22 protein-coding genes are annotated in these 17,841 nt (G+C 48.1%); 5 read left to right on the forward strand and 17 right to left on the reverse strand.

Annotated features, from left to right (window positions below; all coding sequences use genetic code 11):
* Nucleotides 1-9: 9 nt before the first annotated feature.
* The 10 genes from spoIIAB to C0Q44_RS21070 form a co-directional block, all read right to left on the reverse strand.
* Nucleotides 10-465: an anti-sigma F factor gene (spoIIAB, locus tag C0Q44_RS21025; RefSeq protein WP_105409174.1), complete on the reverse strand. Its 456-nt coding sequence runs from the start codon at nucleotides 463-465 to the stop codon at nucleotides 10-12.
* Nucleotides 462-815 carry an anti-sigma F factor antagonist gene (gene spoIIAA / locus C0Q44_RS21030; protein ID WP_105409175.1) on the reverse strand — a complete coding sequence of 118 codons (354 nt, stop codon included), beginning with the start codon at nucleotides 813-815 and terminating at the stop codon, nucleotides 462-464. The genes spoIIAB and spoIIAA overlap by 4 nt, the downstream gene beginning before the upstream one ends.
* 142 nt (nucleotides 816-957) lie before the next feature.
* Entirely contained in the window at nucleotides 958-2,133 is a 1,176-nt protein-coding gene (locus C0Q44_RS21035) for a D-alanyl-D-alanine carboxypeptidase family protein (protein ID WP_105409176.1), read from the reverse strand.
* 250 nt (nucleotides 2,134-2,383) lie between these two features.
* Complete coding sequence (locus tag C0Q44_RS21040) at nucleotides 2,384-3,208, reverse strand: purine-nucleoside phosphorylase (RefSeq protein WP_105409177.1); 825 nt, start codon at nucleotides 3,206-3,208, stop codon at nucleotides 2,384-2,386.
* A gap of 178 nt (nucleotides 3,209-3,386) precedes the next feature.
* Nucleotides 3,387-4,277: a tyrosine recombinase gene (locus C0Q44_RS21045; RefSeq protein ID WP_105409178.1), complete on the reverse strand. Its 891-nt coding sequence runs from the start codon at nucleotides 4,275-4,277 to the stop codon at nucleotides 3,387-3,389.
* Between the two features lie 75 nt (nucleotides 4,278-4,352).
* Nucleotides 4,353-4,595 (reverse strand): DUF4227 family protein, encoded by a 243-nt coding sequence (locus C0Q44_RS21050; protein WP_105409179.1) that lies wholly within the window; start codon nucleotides 4,593-4,595, stop codon nucleotides 4,353-4,355.
* Nucleotides 4,596-4,754: 159 nt separating this feature from the next.
* Nucleotides 4,755-5,222, reverse strand: a complete 468-nt coding sequence (fur, locus tag C0Q44_RS21055; protein ID WP_105409180.1) for a ferric iron uptake transcriptional regulator — start codon at nucleotides 5,220-5,222, stop codon at nucleotides 4,755-4,757.
* A 107-nt stretch (nucleotides 5,223-5,329) separates the two neighbouring features.
* A complete protein-coding gene (gene spoIIM, locus C0Q44_RS21060) occupies nucleotides 5,330-5,959 on the reverse strand; it encodes a stage II sporulation protein M (RefSeq protein ID WP_105409181.1) in 630 nt (209 codons plus the stop codon).
* Nucleotides 5,960-6,086: 127 nt separating this feature from the next.
* On the reverse strand, nucleotides 6,087-7,307 hold the full coding sequence (locus C0Q44_RS21065; RefSeq protein ID WP_105409182.1) for an endonuclease Q family protein: 1,221 nt from the start codon (nucleotides 7,305-7,307) through the stop codon (nucleotides 6,087-6,089).
* 2 nt (nucleotides 7,308-7,309) lie between these two features.
* Nucleotides 7,310-7,903 carry an NUDIX domain-containing protein gene (locus C0Q44_RS21070; RefSeq protein WP_105409183.1) on the reverse strand — a complete coding sequence of 198 codons (594 nt, stop codon included), beginning with the start codon at nucleotides 7,901-7,903 and terminating at the stop codon, nucleotides 7,310-7,312.
* Nucleotides 7,904-8,025: 122 nt separating this feature from the next.
* Between C0Q44_RS21070 and mciZ the strand changes: the two genes are divergently transcribed.
* On the forward strand, nucleotides 8,026-8,160 hold the full coding sequence (mciZ, locus tag C0Q44_RS21075) for a Z-ring formation inhibitor MciZ (RefSeq protein WP_105409184.1): 135 nt from the start codon (nucleotides 8,026-8,028) through the stop codon (nucleotides 8,158-8,160).
* 182 nt (nucleotides 8,161-8,342) lie between these two features.
* Here the strand turns inward: mciZ and C0Q44_RS21080 are convergent, their stop codons facing one another.
* Nucleotides 8,343-9,476 (reverse strand): tripeptidase T, encoded by a 1,134-nt coding sequence (locus C0Q44_RS21080; RefSeq protein ID WP_105409185.1) that lies wholly within the window; start codon nucleotides 9,474-9,476, stop codon nucleotides 8,343-8,345.
* An 82-nt stretch (nucleotides 9,477-9,558) separates the two neighbouring features.
* Between C0Q44_RS21080 and prli42 the strand changes: the two genes are divergently transcribed.
* Entirely contained in the window at nucleotides 9,559-9,660 is a 102-nt protein-coding gene (gene prli42 / locus C0Q44_RS21085; RefSeq protein WP_017687624.1) for a stressosome-associated protein Prli42, read from the forward strand.
* 26 nt (nucleotides 9,661-9,686) lie between these two features.
* Here prli42 and lipB read toward each other — a convergent pair whose 3' ends face one another.
* The 5 genes from lipB to lpdA form a co-directional block, all read right to left on the reverse strand.
* Entirely contained in the window at nucleotides 9,687-10,394 is a 708-nt protein-coding gene (gene lipB / locus C0Q44_RS21090; RefSeq protein WP_105409186.1) for a lipoyl(octanoyl) transferase LipB, read from the reverse strand.
* Between the two features lie 235 nt (nucleotides 10,395-10,629).
* Nucleotides 10,630-12,063 carry a dihydrolipoamide acetyltransferase family protein gene (locus C0Q44_RS21095; RefSeq protein ID WP_105409187.1) on the reverse strand — a complete coding sequence of 478 codons (1,434 nt, stop codon included), beginning with the start codon at nucleotides 12,061-12,063 and terminating at the stop codon, nucleotides 10,630-10,632.
* 45 nt (nucleotides 12,064-12,108) lie between these two features.
* Nucleotides 12,109-13,095 (reverse strand): alpha-ketoacid dehydrogenase subunit beta, encoded by a 987-nt coding sequence (locus C0Q44_RS21100; protein WP_105409188.1) that lies wholly within the window; start codon nucleotides 13,093-13,095, stop codon nucleotides 12,109-12,111.
* 2 nt (nucleotides 13,096-13,097) lie between these two features.
* A complete protein-coding gene (locus C0Q44_RS21105; RefSeq protein WP_105409189.1) occupies nucleotides 13,098-14,126 on the reverse strand; it encodes a thiamine pyrophosphate-dependent dehydrogenase E1 component subunit alpha in 1,029 nt (342 codons plus the stop codon).
* Between the two features lie 139 nt (nucleotides 14,127-14,265).
* Nucleotides 14,266-15,690, reverse strand: coding sequence for a dihydrolipoyl dehydrogenase (lpdA, locus tag C0Q44_RS21110; protein WP_105409190.1), 1,425 nt, complete (start codon nucleotides 15,688-15,690; stop codon nucleotides 14,266-14,268).
* A gap of 233 nt (nucleotides 15,691-15,923) precedes the next feature.
* On the opposite strand from lpdA, the gene C0Q44_RS21115 reads away from it, so the two are divergent.
* Both C0Q44_RS21115 and C0Q44_RS21120 read left to right on the forward strand, forming a co-directional pair.
* A complete protein-coding gene (locus C0Q44_RS21115; protein ID WP_105409191.1) occupies nucleotides 15,924-16,241 on the forward strand; it encodes a DUF2627 domain-containing protein in 318 nt (105 codons plus the stop codon).
* A gap of 169 nt (nucleotides 16,242-16,410) precedes the next feature.
* The gene (locus tag C0Q44_RS21120) at nucleotides 16,411-16,758 is read left to right on the forward strand and encodes a potassium channel family protein (protein ID WP_105409192.1); all 348 of its coding nucleotides are present in this window, start codon (nucleotides 16,411-16,413) and stop codon (nucleotides 16,756-16,758) included.
* A gap of 8 nt (nucleotides 16,759-16,766) precedes the next feature.
* Here the strand turns inward: C0Q44_RS21120 and C0Q44_RS21125 are convergent, their stop codons facing one another.
* The gene (locus C0Q44_RS21125) at nucleotides 16,767-16,979 is read right to left on the reverse strand and encodes a hypothetical protein (protein WP_105409193.1); all 213 of its coding nucleotides are present in this window, start codon (nucleotides 16,977-16,979) and stop codon (nucleotides 16,767-16,769) included.
* A 177-nt stretch (nucleotides 16,980-17,156) separates the two neighbouring features.
* On the opposite strand from C0Q44_RS21125, the gene C0Q44_RS21130 reads away from it, so the two are divergent.
* Nucleotides 17,157-17,759: a thymidine kinase gene (locus tag C0Q44_RS21130; protein ID WP_105409194.1), complete on the forward strand. Its 603-nt coding sequence runs from the start codon at nucleotides 17,157-17,159 to the stop codon at nucleotides 17,757-17,759.
* Nucleotides 17,760-17,841 lie beyond the last annotated feature (82 nt).

Consider the following 17,841-nt stretch of genomic DNA (forward strand, 5'->3'; position numbering starts at 1 on the left):
CACCAACCCCTAATTATACAATGCTTTCTTGGATTCAATCCTCTTCTTCATCTTGATGGAGGTGCCTCTGCCGGGCTCACTGCTGACTTCGAATTCATCCATAAAGTTTTCCATAATGGTGAAACCCATACCCGACCGCTCAAGTTCGGGTTTGGACGTATATAGCGGCTGCTTGGCCAGTTCAAGATCTTCGATTCCTTCACCGCGGTCTTCCACAATAATCGTGATCATGTCTTCCCGAATCTCGGCTTGAATGGACACAACACCTTCCGAATTGTTGTTGTAACCATGAATAATGCTATTCGTCACGGCTTCCGAGATGACCGTCTTCAGATCACTGAGCTCGTCCATCGTCGGATCAAGCTGGGAGATAAAAGCAGCAACAGTTACCCGTGCAAATGACTCATTCTCTGACTTGGCCGCGAATTGCAGATTCATGAAATTTGCCCCCGTTCCTTCATTCATGAGACGACCTCCAGACCTGAGAGAGCAGTTCCCTCATTTTCGTATATCGGCATAATCTTGAACAGACCCGACATTTCCAGCAAACGGTACACCGGCGAATTGACGTCACAGACAACCATCTTGCCGCCTTTATTCTTAATGAGCTTGTATCTTCCCAAAATGACACCCAGACCTGAACTGTCCATAAATTGCAGATCTTTCAGGCTGAGTATCAGATGCTCGCTTTGTCTCCGCTGGATGGCTTCATCCATCTGCATCCGTACCATGTCAGCTGTATGGTGATCCAGCTCCCCGGATAATCGTACAATCAGAATCCCGCGATGATGCTCCATTTCCATATGCAAGTTCACGTTTGCCCACTCTCCTCCCTGTCTTGAACAAGGATTTCTACGTTTCCGAAGGCTTTTCCTGCCCCCGACAAAACTAGAAGAAAACTCCTATTTAACTACAAAATCTGTTCAAAGGATGCGCGCAATACGCGTAAATCGCCGTTTAGTCAAAAAGATTGGATGTGGTTCGCTTGAACAGCTTCCACCAGCCAGCCTTATTCACGTCCTGCGGGGCCTGAATATCGAATTCCTTAATGACTTCATTGCCTTGGTAAACCACCAGTTTACCTATACTTTGCCCTGCTTTGATCGGGGCTTTCAATTCTTTGACGACCATCAATTCATGCCGGATGTCATTGGATTTGGCTCCTTTGCGCATCAGCACACTATAATTTTGCGTGGCATTCAGGGGCAATTCGGCAACTTCCCCTTTTTCGATTCTCAGACTGCCCAGCAGATCGCCTGCCTTGTAGAGAGCCTTCATCGTATATTGACTAAAAGCATAGTCAAACATCGAGGACACTTCACTATTCCGTGTTTTGGTATTAGGTTCACCCAATACTACAGAAACGACACGCAGTCCATCCTTGGATGCTGTAGCGGAGAGACAGAACTTGGCTTCAGACGTATAACCCGTTTTCAAACCGTCTGCCCCTTCATAGAAACGAACCAGCTTGTTCGTGTTCACCAGCCAGAACGGCTTTTCCGTATCTTTGCGAAGGTAATCCTGATATGCGCCGGTGTATTTTGTAATCCCCGAGTGCTTCAGTAATTCACGACTCATAACGGCGATGTCATGAGCGGAAGAATAATGATTATCAACCGGAAGGCCGTTACAGTTGGCAAAATGAGTATCCTTCATGCCGAGCTCCTTCGCACGTTCATTCATCAGCTGCACAAAGGCTTCTTCCGAGCCGGCGATTTTCTCAGCCATGGCGACCGAGGCATCGTTTCCTGAAGCCATAGCGATGCCTTTTAACATATCGTCGACTGTCATTTCTTCCCCTGGTTCCAGAAAGATCTGTGAACCTCCCATGGAAGCTGCATACTCACTCGTTCTTACTTTATCCGTTAACTTCAACTTGCCCGAATCGATCGCTTCGATCGTCAGCAACATTGTCATAATCTTCGTGATACTTGCCGGAGGCAGCTGATCATGACTGTTTTTTTCATAAATCACCGTTCCCGTATCCGCATCCATTAAGATAGCAGAACGCGCTGACGGGGCCAAATCAGCTCCTCCTGCTGCCTTGGGTGTTTCTTTAGCCAGTGCCGTTGATGCCATAAGGGACAGCAGGATACTAAGGGTCATGAACGATGCCATTAATCTTTTCTTCACTAGGTTACCTCCTCAAATGACTTGCTTATTGCATGTTCCATGCATGTACTGCTAACCATTGTCGGCGCGTTTGCAGTAAATTATTCCATCTCATGCATGATTTCCCGAACTTTTTGTTAAAAAGCAGGTCAACACAAAAAACGTGCTGCTCACCATAAAGCTAGGCAACACGTTTGCAATAAGATATTAGAAAAATACCTCTCTCAATGATTTCTCATTGGGAGAGGTATTTTTCTCTATGGACTCCTGATTACATTTGCGGAATAACGGCCACTACCAACGCCAGGAATGATTCACGCACACGCTCAGTCGTTTCCATAACCTCATCATGCGACAGAGGCTGGTCCAAAATGCCGGCAGCCATATTGCTGATACAGGAAATACCGAGCACTTCCAGACCTGCATGACGTGCCACGATCACTTCGGATACAGTGGACATGCCGACTGCATCAGCACCCAATGTACGCAACATCACGATCTCTGCCGGTGTCTCGTAGTTAGGACCTAGCATGCCCGCATATACGCCTTCACGTACGTTAAAACCTTGTGATGCGGCCGTATCCTTCGCCAGTGCACGCAAACGGCGGCTATACGCTTGGGACAGATCCGGGAAACGCACGCCAAGTGCAGCATCATTAGGGCCAATGAGTGGATTTTTGCCAGTAAGATTCAGATGATCCGAGATCAGCATCAGATCTCCAGCTTCATATGACGTATTCACACCACCCGCTGCATTGGTAACAAGCAGGCTACTTACACCCAGTTCTTTCATGACACGTACCGGGAAAGCTGTCAATTCCGGTCCGTATCCTTCGTACATGTGGAAGCGGCCTTTCATCATGACTACCGGACGCCCTTTAATGGTTCCGACCAGTAATTCACCTTCATGTCCCTCTACGGTAGACACCGGAAAATGGGGAATATCTTGATAAGCGATGCTGACCCCATCTTCAATCAACTCTGCCAGTACGCCCAGACCCGAACCCAAAATCAAACCGACTTCCGGTTTGATGGAGCTTTTACTTTGAATATAAGAAGCGGCTTCCGAGATCATGTTTTGGTTTAATGCTGTCATACGATGTATGTTCCTCCTTGAGTTGAAACGATCCGTCTGTAGCCGCATTTTGCAAAATCGATACACTCGAATTTATGCAAAACTGCCTATGTATAACGGCGTTTAGATGTATTCAATTTATTTTATCCTAAATTGGCCCATTGTTCCGCATTTATTTGTGAATGTCATGCGTCAAAATCTATCTTGCCCGCGGATGATGGGTTTCATAGATTTCTTTCATGGTTTTGCGACCATGATTGCCATATTGTTGTCCCGGCTGCTCCACATGGCCCAGCATGTCTTGAACGGCACGTGTGTCCGCTCCATTGGCAATTAGGTGTGCTGCAAACGAATGTCGCAGCGTATGCGGCGTAATTTCTTCCGATATCCCCGCATCCACCGCCGCTTTTTTGAGCAGCTTCCAGAATCCCTGCCGGGTCAAACGTCTGCCGGATACATTCACGAACAGTGCCTGCTCGTCCGATTCGGCTTTGAACAGCTTATTGCGGAATTCATCCACATACACACTTGCCCAATGGGCAGCGGGAGCGCCGATGGGCAGGATGCGTTCCTTACCCGCCCCACCGCAACGAATAAATCGCATGCCAGGCTGCACATCACGAATATCCAGCGCAATCAGCTCAGAGACCCGAATACCTGTAGCATACAACAGTTCAAGCATCGCCCGGTCTCTCACGCCTTGTGGTGAACGGATATCAGGCGCTGTCAGCAACAGTTCAATCTCCGAAATAGTCAACACCTGTGGGGGCGTCTTATCTGCCTTGGGAGCTTCCACATCAAATGTCGGGTCCTGTATGATTTCACCCCGTCGCATCAAAAAATGAAAGTAGGAGCGCAGAGAAACAATGCTGCGGGCAATGGTTGCATTGGCGCGCCCTGCCTGTTTGAGCTGACCTGCAAACAGGACCACATGAGTCCGTCTGACCTGATCGGCCTCGCGAATGCCGTATTCCTTATCTGCAAATTCAATGAACTTGTCCACGTCTCGAAGATACGATTCGAGTGTGCTGCTAGACATCCCTTTATCATCTTCCAAGTATAAGGCATAGGCGTGTATTGTCTGTCTCATGTACAACGCTCCTCATCTGACAGAACTGCCGCACCGGCAGACTGCTCCCGTATTTGCATCCCTGGCTGTTCGAAGCTACTCCCCGTACCAATAGAACAGACGGAGACGCTCTGCCATCGTAGAACGTACTTCTCCATTACCCGGCCAATCCGTTTCCTGAAATACTTTGATCGCATTTCCTGTCGGCATCTGGTACTGGTCCACCGGTGAGATCCAACCATTGAACAGATCTAGAACATGATAGAACAGATATACTAATGCAGCAAAAAATAGTATAAATCGAATAAAACGGAGCCCTCTCCGCACTGATATAATCATGGGTGTATCCCCCTCCTGATTCACATCCGGTATTGTCCTTGAATCAGGGTATGTCCCTAAACACAGGTTTATGCCAATTGGAGTAAACGCCACCTCACGTATGGTGCCAAAAAAGCTCTCCCGTCAAAACCGCCGGTGAGAGCTTGAAGATATGCTATGTTATTCTTCATCTTTGGGCTTCTGTTCATTTTTAGCTTTGCAACGATAACAAATTCCATGAAAGTCCAGTCGGTGATCTACTACCGAAAAGTTAAATTCCTGCTCCAGTCGTTCTTCAAGCGGTCCAAGCCAGTCTTCACGTATTTCATCCATAGTTCCGCATTGTACACAGATTAAGTGATGATGGTGATGCTTGGATGTATCTCCGCGCAGATCATAACGCGCTACACCGTCGCCGAAGTTGATTTTCTCTACAACATGCAGCTCACTCAGCAGTTCGAGGGTACGATACACGGTTGCCAGACCGATTTCGGGAGCCTTTTCTTTAACGAGCATGAAAACGTCTTCTGCGCTCAGATGATCTTCTTCATTCTCAAGAAGTACTCTTAGAGTGGCTTCCCGCTGGGGCGTTAATTTATATCCTTGGGACTGTAGTTGCTGCTTAATTTTATCGATCCGTGCTTCCATTTTCTCCCTCCCCCTAGGAAATTACTGCACACTGCAACTTAACCCACTCTTTTCATTATAGGGGGAGTGCGTAATTAAAGTCAACATTTTACACTATCCAGTACAAGCTAGGCTGGCAGTAACATTGGGGTAACCCAGCGCATCATGGCAGGTGTAATCCATGTTTCAAAAGACGCCACGCCGAGCAACAGTGCAGCCATGACCAGAGTTAACACTATATATGAAGCAAAAGGCCTTTGGCGCCCCGGTGTTCGCTGCATTAACACACGATTGCGAATGATATATAACGAGAACGTCATGGCCGCGACACTGCAGATCAGCAGGATCGGTATGACAAATAAATTATGCGGCGCCACGGAAACCATTGCAAAGAGTAACCCTTTCCAGGAATACTGCCCAACAAGGTACCCCACCGTAAATCCGATGAGCACACCTTTCAGAAAATCCAGCACCAGGATGCCGGGCAATCCGACGACGGATAGACCCAGAATAAAGATCAGACCTACCCATTTCAGATGAAGCATGGCAATGTCCCAATAGGTCCCGGTCTCTGTCCCCTGAGCGCTGTGTTGCACCGTCATGAAGAAATTACCGAGATAACCCTCCAGATCCTGACGTTGCTCAAGAGACAAGGCATTCACCATAAGCGCGCCAAAAATGACGCCGACCAGAAACAAGACAGCCACGAATACATATAACGAAGTCTGACCTTTAAATGTAAAGTAGGAAGAGCGCATACAGGTACGAGTCCCCTTTCCGGTTATCACACTACAAGAATTTCATATCTAATCCTCATAGTCATTCTTATGAACCGGAATGAACCTGTATGACTTCTTGTCCAGATTGATTCACCGAGAAATGACGCTACTCGGATGATTTCTCCTGAACAGCAACCTTCCCGTAAGTGCCTCCACCTCCAGAGGAAAGCTCGAGCCGACCATTCCGTGCCGCCACGATCAACCCTGCCAGCACAGGTCCAACAACCGCAGCAAGTTCTTCCTCACGGGTACGATGAAGCACGTTCATTTCTGTGCCAAAATGGTCCAGCAACTGGCGCAGCTTGGCTTTTCCAAGTCCCGGAATGAACTCTAGTGGTACTTGATAATGATAAGCGGGTCTGCTAGCAGGAACATCAGGACGCTCCCGATCAGCGATAGCCAGAATGCGATCCAGCACCCCCTGTACAAGCTTCGTGCTGCCACAATGTGGGCAGCGCTCTGCCGACATCGCCTGCTCATCCAGAATGCTACCACATGCTGCACAGTAGGTACGATGATACTTGCCCAGCCTTGGATTCAGACCATAATTGGCTGTAATACCTCTGCCAGCTTCTCCTTTCAGTGCCATACTGAACTCGTCAAAAGAAGGAGACGCAATCTGCAACTCATTATACTCCCGTCCAATCTTGCCGAGAGAATGGGCATCCGAATTGGTCAAGAACGGAACGTGATCCAATTCTCGAATGTAGCTGGCCATGGACGAATCAGAGCTTAACCCCAGCTCAACCGCGTCTAGTAGACGAGTATCCAGTACATCGCCCATACGAGGGGCTGTGCTGCCATATATGCCTTTGTGCGGTGTAAACACATGTGCAGGCACAATAAGTCCGCCACGGGCTTTAATCTCGGCCTGCATCTCAAGCGCGGGTACGTAGACCCGCTGAGAGCTGAGGTTCACATTTTTCATATAACGCTTCATCCAGTCCGTGAAGGACTTCATCGTTCTCAGATCACGGAAGTAGGCCAGCATGTGGAACTCACGCATTTCGGGTTCACGCAGTTCAATCTCCGTACCCAGCAGAATGGTGGTGTCCTGGTACGTAATGCCGCCTCCTTCAATCTCTGACATCGTGCCGTTCTCCAGCAATTTCTCAATATCCATCTGCACGACTGGAGAATGACAATCAATGACCCCAAGCAGATGAATCCCTTTGCGATCCGAAGCTTCACGTGCAATATTCTCAAATGTCAGATCCCGGCTGCCACTAATTTTAACCGCTTCGCCACGGGACGTACGTCCGATGTGAATATGCAAGTCTGTATAACAAGGCTCCCACAAGGCGGACGTTGCCAGTTGTTCTTTCATCCTTAGAACCGTCCTGTTGTTCTGTAGAGGTCCCACGCATAGACAGCCATCATCGTTTTGGCATCACTAATCCGGTTCTCATCCATAAGCGCATAGGCTTCTTCCAGTGTGATCTCGGATACTTCAAGAAATTCATCTTCGTCCAGTTCCATATCTCCGGCTTCCAGCTCTTCAGCGATGTAGAGATGAATAATCTCATCTGCGAACCCTGGTGAAGTGTAAAACGAACGCAAATGACGCAGCGACTTGGCGACATATCCCGTCTCTTCTCGCAACTCACGCGCTGCTGCCACTTCCGGCTCTTCTCCGGGGTCCAGTTTCCCCGCAGGAATCTCCACTTCGGTACGTCCCATTGCCTGACGATACTGATCCACAACTAGCATGCGATCCCCGTTCAAAGCAAGTACTGCTACAGCTCCAGGGTGCCGAATAATTTCACGTGTTGCCGTCTGGCCGTTCGGGAGCTTAACGGTATCCACTTGAAGTGAAATGACTTTCCCCTCGAAGATCGGCTTGGTGGACACGGTCACTTCATCAAGCTTCGGGTTGGCTGGTTGTGCTGAAAGGATGGATTGGGCAGATGTGGTTGGTTTCATTCATTCTTCAACTCCATTTCTTTGGATTATATTATTCGGTTAATGTATAGATCTCTAATTTTGGGCATATGGTGACTTATAGAACTATCACAGCCAATATAAACGAATCAGGGGGATTTCCGATGAACAGTTATCTCACACCTAAATCCGTACACGTAGTAGGACAAGCCAAGCAAGTACAGCTCATACTCAAGCAATGGATGCGCGAGTGGGGGCCTGATGCCAAGTTAATTGATCTGCTCGCTGGACGCAAATAAATGGACCCTGATCATGAATTGATTTTGATCCTGAAATTAATAAGTTTCTTTCATGAAATATAACATGAATTCGCAAAAAGTCCGAATCCGATTCAGATCGGGTTCGGACTTTTACATGAGCATGCTGCATAAATCTTCTGAGTGACAGCAATCGAATCATACAGCATGCACCTCGTATGATTTTATTCCTTGGCTCCTGCCGTTTCCTGAATAATAGCCACCACTACTTGGCTCAACTTCACAATATCTTCGGCACGGATGCGTTCCTTGGTTGTATGAATATCCTCATACCCTACAGCCAGATTCACTGTCGGGATGTCAAATCCGTTAAAGATGTTGGCATCACTGCCACCACCTGAAGCAAACGTGCTAGTCTCTAGCCCCAGGCTTCGAATCGCACGCTGTGCAAGCTGAACAACCTCATGTTCATCATGGAAACCAAATGCAGGATACAGGACTTCACTTCTGAATTCAGCAGTTGCTCCGTATTTGCGACATGTCGTTTCAAGCGCCTCACGCATCTGTGCTACTTGCAATTCTACTTTTTCCTGCACAATACTGCGGGCTTCCGCTTCAATCTGTACAAAGTCACATACCACGTTGAGGGCTGATCCACCCTGGAATTTGCCAATGTTCGCTGTCGTCTCATCATCAATTCGTCCCAGCTTCATGGCTGCAATCGCTTTGGCCGCAACCTGAATAGCGCTGATGCCGTCTTCCGGGTTCACTCCCGCATGTGCGGACTTGCCATAGATTCTCATCTGAATTTCCGCTCTGGCCGGTGCAGCTACACAGATCGTACCCACCGCTCCGTTCGAATCAAGCGCATAACCGAACTCGGCATCGATATCCTTCGGATTCATGGCACGTGCACCCACCAGACCAGACTCTTCCCCAACCGTAATGACTAATTGGATTTTGCCATGCGGAATTTTGTTTTCCTGAATGACCCGAACCGCTTCGTACAAGGCAGCAATTCCTGCTTTGTCATCTGCTCCAAGGATCGTTGTGCCATCACTGCGAATCCATCCGTCTTCACCCAGCACAGGCTTAATTCCTTGTCCCGGCGTTACCGTGTCCATATGACATGTGAAAAAGATGGGTGCAACGCCTTCTGTTCCTTCGGCTTCCCAGGTAATGACGAGGTTTCCGGCGCCATGTCCGGTTTGCTCCATGGTGTTGTCCTCATAGACATGAAGACCGAGGTCTGCAAACTGTTCTTTTAACACCTTGGAGATATTCTGTTCGTTTTTCGTTTCACTATCCATCTGCACCAGTTCCATGAACTGATTGATAACACGTTGTTGTTTAATCATAAGACTTTCCTCCCTCTCGTGGATACGGTACAATATAATTACTATGGCTTGTTTACTTTTTGTTGAAAGGAGTTCTCTCATCATGCAAAAAAAGAAATGGTTCAAAATCATCATCTATCTCATGCTGATCGCCATGATCGGGTCCACCCTTTTCATAGCGCTCGAACCGTTACTGTTCGGATAGCAACCTGAAGCCTTCTGGCGGTCTGATTACAGACGTTGGAGGGCTTCTTTTTCGGTGATCCAGCTGATCTGATATGGAAAAATGCGATTAAAATACGGAACGATCTCCTGAGCTACCTGCTCCACGGGGTAGGTCTTGCCTGTCATGTCCTCAAGTGAAGTGACGCCATACTGCTCGATCCCACAAGGAACAATCCCCTGAAAACCTGCGTGTTGAATGCCTGAGGTAATGTTAAAAGCAAACCCGTGACTTGTGACGAAACCGCGGCGGTGCTTGCATCGATTAAACTTGATGCCAATGGCGGCGATTTTCATATCCCCAATCCACACCCCTGTATATCCCTCTTTGCGTCCAGCCTCGATACCTTGGTCTGCAAGATAATCCATAATGACCTGCTCCAGTTTCCGTAAATAACCATGTAAGTCCAGGTCTTCATCCCGACCAAGAACCAATAATGGATAACCTACCAACTGGCCCGGTCCATGATAAGTAATATCACCGCCGCGGTCAATTTGAAACAAGGCAATTCCTTGTTCCCGCAATTCATCCGGACTAAGAAGCAGATGCTCGGGATGATTCTGTGAGCCGATCGTATAGGTGGGCGGATGCTGTAATAGCAGTAACTGCTCCGCTCCTTCTCCCTCGTCCAGTTTCTGTACAATCGCTTTCTGGCGGTTCCAAGCCTCTTCATAATCAAGCATCGGTATGTACGCAACATCAAGCGGCTTACTCATGATTCCCCACACCCTTCTGCATCATTGTTCAAAAGTATGATGGAGCAACTGTTGGTAGACAGCCAGAAAAGTGCACGGCCTGCGGCACATACACTTTCCCGTCTTTCAACTATTGAACATTTTGCATCCTTCATTTTCAATCGCTCCCGGGTACAAGTTCTAGACGAAAAGAACCATTTCGATCTATAACTTGATGATTGGAAACCGCTCTTTGGATTGATGCAAAATGCCTAACTTAATACACCTTGGTCTCCATGGTGTATCCTTCAAGGTTTTCTTTGACACGCTGCAAGAACCGTCCGCTAATTACGCCATCCAGAATACGATGATCCAGGGACAAACACAGATTAGCCATCGAACGAACAGCAATCATATCATTAATGACCACTGGCTTTTTGACGATCGACTCGAACGTAAGAATTGCTGCCTGCGGATAGTTAATGATCGGCTGGGACAGAATCGAACCGAATGATCCCGTGTTGTTAACTGTGAACGTGCCACCTAGCATATGATCCAGCTTCAAGGTACCTTCACGTGTTTTACGCGCCAGTTCATCCACTTCACGGGCCAGACCTGCAATATTTCGCTGATCCGCATGTTTGATCACTGGTGTAAGTACGGAATCTTCAGTACCTACCGCCATGGACAAGTTGATGTCTCGTTTGACAATTATTTTGTCAACTGCCCATACCGAGTTCATGATCGGGTAGTCTTTAATTGCATTGACGACTCCCTTCATCATGAAGGACAGATACGTAAGATTGATGCCTTCCTTACGCTTGAACTCATCCTTGAGCTTATTGCGCAGCATCACGAGATTCGTTACGTCCACTTCAATCATCGTCCACGCATGCGGAATTTCCGATACGCTTTGACGCATGTTCCGCGCAATAGCATTACGCACAGGAGTAACATCAATGAAGTATTCCGATCTTCCCTGGCCGCCACCTTCCACTTCGATCTGTGGAATTTTCGGGCTTTCGGTCAGATGAATTCCCGAGTGTCTTACGGGTACACCCGCATCAGCTGCTGAGATCGCTTCTCCAGCAGTTAAACCCAGTTCTCCATTCCCACGATTCACCCCGCTGAAAGGAGAAGCAGAAGATGTATGCTGACCTGATGAAGTAGATGCTTGCACAGATGCTCCACCCGCGTTTCCTCCTAGGGAAACGAATGCCAGTACATCCTTACGTGTAACGCGACCACCTGCCCCGGTGCCCTGAATACTTTGCAAGTTCAAACCATGCTCTGCTGCCAGGGATTGCACTGCCGGGGAATACCGATGGCGCATCGGCTGGTTGGGATCTTGTTCTGCTGTATTTGACGCGGCAACAGGAGTGCGGCCTGTGTTATGCTGCACTTGCTCCTGTTGCTGCGAGACTTGCGTTACTTGCTCGGCTGCTTCTTCGTCGGAAGCGGCGACCTGCATGCGGCAGATCGCTTCACCCACAGCAATCGTTGTACCTTCTTCCACCAAAAGGTCACCCATAATTCCATCCAACGTGGATGGAATTTCGGCATTTACTTTATCGGTTATTACTTCACAGATCGGCTCGTACTGTTCCACACGGTCGCCCGGTTTTTTCAACCATTTGCCTATGGTAGCCGAGACCAGCGATTCCGCCAATTGCGGCATAATGACCTCGATCCATTTCATACGTTCAGCCATTTCATATCACTCCAAACTTTGCATTTAAACGATCCAAAAACGAAATTAAAACTCGGCAAGCGTACGCATTGCTGCTTTGGCTTTGTCCTTGCTCAGCATGTAGAATTTCTCCAATGTTGGGCTGATTGGCATGGCCGGCACGTCAGGTCCACAGAGACGCTGAATGGGTGCATCCAGTTCAAACAGACATTCCTCGCTAATGATTGCTGCAACTTCGGCACCTACACCACCGGTTTTATTATCCTCGTGTACAATCAGCACTTTACCTGTCAGACGAGCGGAAGCGATGATCGCTTCACGATCCAGCGGCTGCAATGTGCGGAGATCCAGAACGTGGGCTGTAATGCCCTCTTCCCGTTCCAATTCTTCCGCAGCCTGCATCACAAAATGCAGCGGTTGACTGTAACCAATGACTGTAATATCTGCACCTTCACGAAGTACGTTAGCTTTACCAATCGGAACAATGTAGTCATCTTCAGGCACATCTTCCTTGATTAGTTTATAGCATTTTTTGTTCTCAAAAAAGAGTACCGGGTCCGGGTCGCGAATAGCCGCCTTGAGCAGTCCCTTGGCATCATATGCCGAGTAGGGAGCTACAATTTTCAGACCGGGTGTACCAAAGAAGATCGATTCCGGACATTGGGAGTGGTACAGTCCACCGAAAATTCCGCCACCAATCGGCGCACGGATGACAATGGGGCAACTCCAGTCATTGTTGGAACGATAGCGGATTTTGGCCGCTTCACTAATGATCTGATTCGTTGCCGGCAGCATAAAGTCCGAATATTGCATTTCGGCAATCGGCTTCATGCCATACATCGCAGCACCAATGGCGACACCTGCAATGGCTGATTCAGACAAAGGTGTGTCCATAACTCGCATTTCGCCAAACTGATCCTGCAATCCTTTGGTTGTGGTAAACACACCACCTTTGAGCCCTACGTCTTCACCAAGGATAAAGACATTCTCATCCCGCTCCATCTCTTCTTTCATCGCGAGACGGATTGCATCAATATATTCCATAACCGCCATGGTTAACGTCCCCCTTCTTCGCTATCTGCATAGACATGCGTCAGCGTGTCCTCAGGTTTCGGATATGGCGCGTTGTCTGCATATTCTGTCGCTTCTTTCATTTCTAAAGCAAGCTGAGAAGCCAGATCTGCATCCCGGGCTTCGTCCCATATACCGCAATCAATCAAATAGTTCTTCATGCGAGGAACGCCATCTTTCTTCCAATTCTCTTCAACTTCTTCTTTGGTCCGGTAAGCCAGATCATTGTCAGAAGTAGAGTGAGGAGACAACCGGTACATCATCGCTTCAATCAGTGTCGGACCTTCACCTGCTATGGCACGGCGACGTGCTTCCTTCACAGCAGCATACACTTCAAGCGCATCGTTACCATCTACTCGAAGTCCAGGGAAGCCATAACCAAGCGCACGATCCGAAATCTTGCCACTAAGCTGCTTGTGAATCGGTACCGAGATTGCGTACTGATTGTTCTCGCACATAATAATAACAGGCAACTTGTGCACACCTGCAAAATTGGCGCCTTCGTGGAAATCACCCTGATTACTCGATCCTTCACCAAACGTAACAAAAGAAACGAAGTCTTTTTTCTTCATTTTGGCAGCGAGTGCAAATCCAACAGCGTGCGGAACCTGTGTTGTAACCGGACTGGAGCCCGTCACGATCCGCAGCTTTTTGTGACCAAAGTGACCCGGCATTTGCCGACCGCCACTATTCGGATCTTCCGCTTTGGCAAAAGCAGACAGCATCAACTCACGAGGAGTCATGCCGACCGCCAGCACGAAGCCGTAATCGCGGTAATAAGGTAAGTAATAATCGTGATCCCGGTCCAGACCAAAAGCAGCGCCGACTTGCGCAGCCTCCTGACCTACACCGGATACGTGAAAGTTAATTTTGCCGGCCCGTTGCAAGAGCAAGCAACGCTCGTCAAACTTGCGTGCCAGCAGCATGTATTTGTACATATCCAATACTTCACCATCGCTAAGTCCCAGCTGTTGATGCCGATGGACCGCGTCTGCAGTACCTTGTGAACTCATATGAGGTACCTCCTTTTAATCAGAGCCTTTGCAAGTCTTACTACCCGATCTTATAACCTGGTACTAAGACTTGGCTTAACCTTATTATAATCTCTTTTGCCCGAAAAAGGAAAGGACCTTTCTCACAAGCTTGTTTGGCTTACATTCCAATCGCCTTTCCATCAACGGCCAACATCGCTTCACCCATGATTTCCGACAGTGAAGGGTGTGGATGGATCGTTTGTCCGACTTCCCAAGGTGTGGCATCCAGCATCTGAGCCAGCGAAGCCTCAGCGATCAATTCCGTCACATGGGTGCCAATCATATGTACCCCCAATATATCATTCGTCTTGGCATCTGCGATCACCTTCACGAATCCATCACGACTTCCGTGAATGAGCGATTTGCCAATAGCCTGAAACGGGAACTTGCCTGTTTTGACTTCGTAGCCACGTTCTTTAGCTTCATGCTCCGTAAATCCAATGCTGGCTGCTTCCGGACGCGTATACACACAGCGCGGAATGCGGTGGGATTCAACAGCATGTACCGTTTCGCCCGCCAGGTGATTGACAGCTAGAATGCCTTCATGACTTGCGGCATGTGCAAGCTGCAAACCGCCGATGCAATCACCAATAGCATAGATGTGACCTTCACCGGTCTGTAACTGTTTGTTAACAGCGATGAAGCCGTGTTCCAGTTTGATATCCGTATTCTCAAGTCCGATATTTTCGACATTGGCCTGACGTCCAACCGAGACGAGCATTTTCTCCGCTCTCAGCGTTTCCTGCTTTTTTTCGCCAAGTTGTACATCTATCTGAACGCCTTGTTTATCGGTGCTATAGGTTTCTGTCAGAACATTGGCACCTGTCAGGAAACGAACACCCCGTTTGCCAAGTAAACGCTGCATTTCCTTGGCAACATCCTCATCCTCGGCAGGCAGCACATGCGCAGCTGCTTCTACCACGGTGATGTCTACCCCGAAATCATTCAGCATGGATGCCCACTCCAGACCAATTACACCTCCACCAATAATGATTAGTGACGCAGGAAGCTCATCCATTCGTAGTGCCTCGTCACTACTCATAATAAACTTACCGTCCGGTTCCAGACCGGGGAGCACACGCGGACGTGAACCGGTAGCAATAATGAGATTGGTCGGAACCACCGTATCCATCTCGCCGTCTTCGAACTCTATAGCGACCGCTCCGCTCTGCGGGGAGAAGATGGATGGTCCAATAACGCGACCGTTCGCGTGTACGACCTGGATTTTATTTTTTTTCATCAAATATTGAACACCCTGGTGGAGCTGCTCCACAATCGCATCCTTGCGCGCCTGTACTTTGGGAAATACAAGTGTGGCCCCAGCTGTCTCAATACCATACGTCTCGCTCTCCTGAATCTCGGCGTACACTTCCGCACTTTTCAGCAAAGCCTTACTCGGAATACAGCCACGGTGCAGGCAGGTTCCACCAAGTTTGTCCTTTTCAATAATAACGACTTGTTTCCCGAGCTGTGCAGCCCGGATCGCGGCAACGTACCCGCCAGTACCTCCTCCAAGTATTGCAACATCACATGTAATTGGCATCTCTCATGTTCTCCTCTATCGATCAAATTTCAATATGATTTATTAAATGATAATGGGTTGACTCCTCGTTTTGCATACATTCTCTATATACCATTGTACTCTCCTTGCGCGGTCAACTCAAAGTTTGAACCAATCACACATGGACAGCCTATGCATTCCAAGCTATGATGGAATCAGGAATGATCTGTAAGCGCAACCTTTTATTTTATGTCGACTCTGGCAGAAGGGGTATAATGCTCATGAATACAAGATTGGTCTTTGGGCGATTTTTGGCGATTGTGGTTCTCGTCATTCCCGGGTTAATGGCAATGAAGGGTTTTCTGATGATGAAAGATGCCCTGTTCCTATATTATGCCGAGCACGGGAACGAACAGATTTCACCAGGTTTCCAGTGGCTTTCCTTCGGCGGTGGACTTGTCCTTTTTGCGGCAGGTATGAGTTTTCTGGGAGGCTGGATCCTGTTCCGTGACCGCAAGCGTAATTATGTAGGTCCCCGCTTCCGCTCCAAAAGTGTACCTGAAAAAGCAGAGACGCCCGGAAGGACTCCATGAGTCCGGGCTTTTTGTCGTTTCAATCTCCCCGTAGGATAACAGTTACAATAATGACGATATGATATGAACGCTGACCATTTGCTTTATTAACTTAAAATGTTAAGGTATAATGCCTATTCATTCACACATGCAACACGCCGACAACTTTACATAGACAGGATGGATCATCATGGTTTCGTTTTTAATCACGTTACAACGATTGCTCAAAGGCATTTTCCATGCGTTCAAGGACCCCAAGTTTCTGGCTCTGTTCGCGTTAACTGCCGCAACTTTGCTGTCAGGTACTTTGTTTTACACTCGTGTTGAAGGTCTGCATTGGATCGATGCATTGTACTTCTGCGCTGTAACTCTAACGACGGTAGGACACCCTGACTTTGTGCCATCCACCGGATTTGGCAAAGCTTTTACCGTCATCTACATGTTTGCAGGCATCGGCCTCACCTTTGCCATGATTGCCAGAATTACAGCAGCTATTCTATTTCCCCGCAAATTAAAAACAGAAGAGAACCCGGAGTAATCTCCGGGTCATTCGTATAATGCATCCCGCAGTTTGGTAGACATACGTGACTCTTTGGAAGAGGACTTCAAAATCGTTCTGCGCAACGTAAGGTTACTTGCCTGTAGACGCTCCGCTTCAGCGAACAGTTCTGCAAATAACACCTGCGCCGCTTCATCCAGAGAACCCTGTTCTTTCAGGCTTATATATCGCTCTTGCAGTGATGTCAATGCTTCACTCATCGTAAACACCTCTTTTCCATAACTCCTGATGATCCGTTGCTGGAACCAACGGCTTAACATTCCATATAGTAACACAAAGCTGCACAGATTAGTTCTGGCTCTTACCAAAGATTTTGTGGTACTCTGTAATGGTCGCTTTTTTTGTTGAATCCCGTATGTGAGAGGAGTAGCAGCACCGTGGAAACTGGACGCATTACCGTAATTACTGGACCCATGTTCAGTGAAAAATCCGGTGAACTCATTCGCCGTTGTCAGAAACTAATTCAATTTGGCCGTAAAAAGGTTGTGGCCTACAAGCCAGCCGAGGATGACCGCTTTGCCCAGGACGAGATCGTGAGCCGAATTGGTTACCGACTGCCTGCTCATTCCATTCCCCGGCAATTAACCCCGGAATCCGTAGAGATGATCCTGAACCAAACCATAGATGCTGATGTTGTTGCATTTGATGAAGTACAATTTTTCAGCAGTGCCATTATGGAACTAGCCTCGGAGTTAGCCTATTGTGGCAAACATGTCATCGTAGATGGACTTAATATGGATTACCGTGGTAAGGAATTTGGTTATGTGGGCGGATTGCTTGCCATGGCAGATGACATTGAGAAACTCTCGGCTTTCTGCGCGGTATGTGGTAGCCCGGATGCTGCCTTTACCCAACGTATCGTCAATGGTGAACCCGTTACCCTGGGTCCGGTGGTCATGATCGGCGATTCAGAAGCTTACGAGCCACGTTGTCGTTGCTGCTTCATTCCCCCTCACAAAGTTGAATGCTCATCTGGATAGTGAGATCATTTAAAAGGCCCTTTCGGGCTTTTTTTTGTTGCATTCGATCAAAAAGCTTCATGATGGGCAAACACATAAAAAA

This window comes from Paenibacillus sp. PCH8 (genome assembly GCF_002968835.1).
GTDB lineage: Bacteria > Bacillota > Bacilli > Paenibacillales > Paenibacillaceae > Paenibacillus.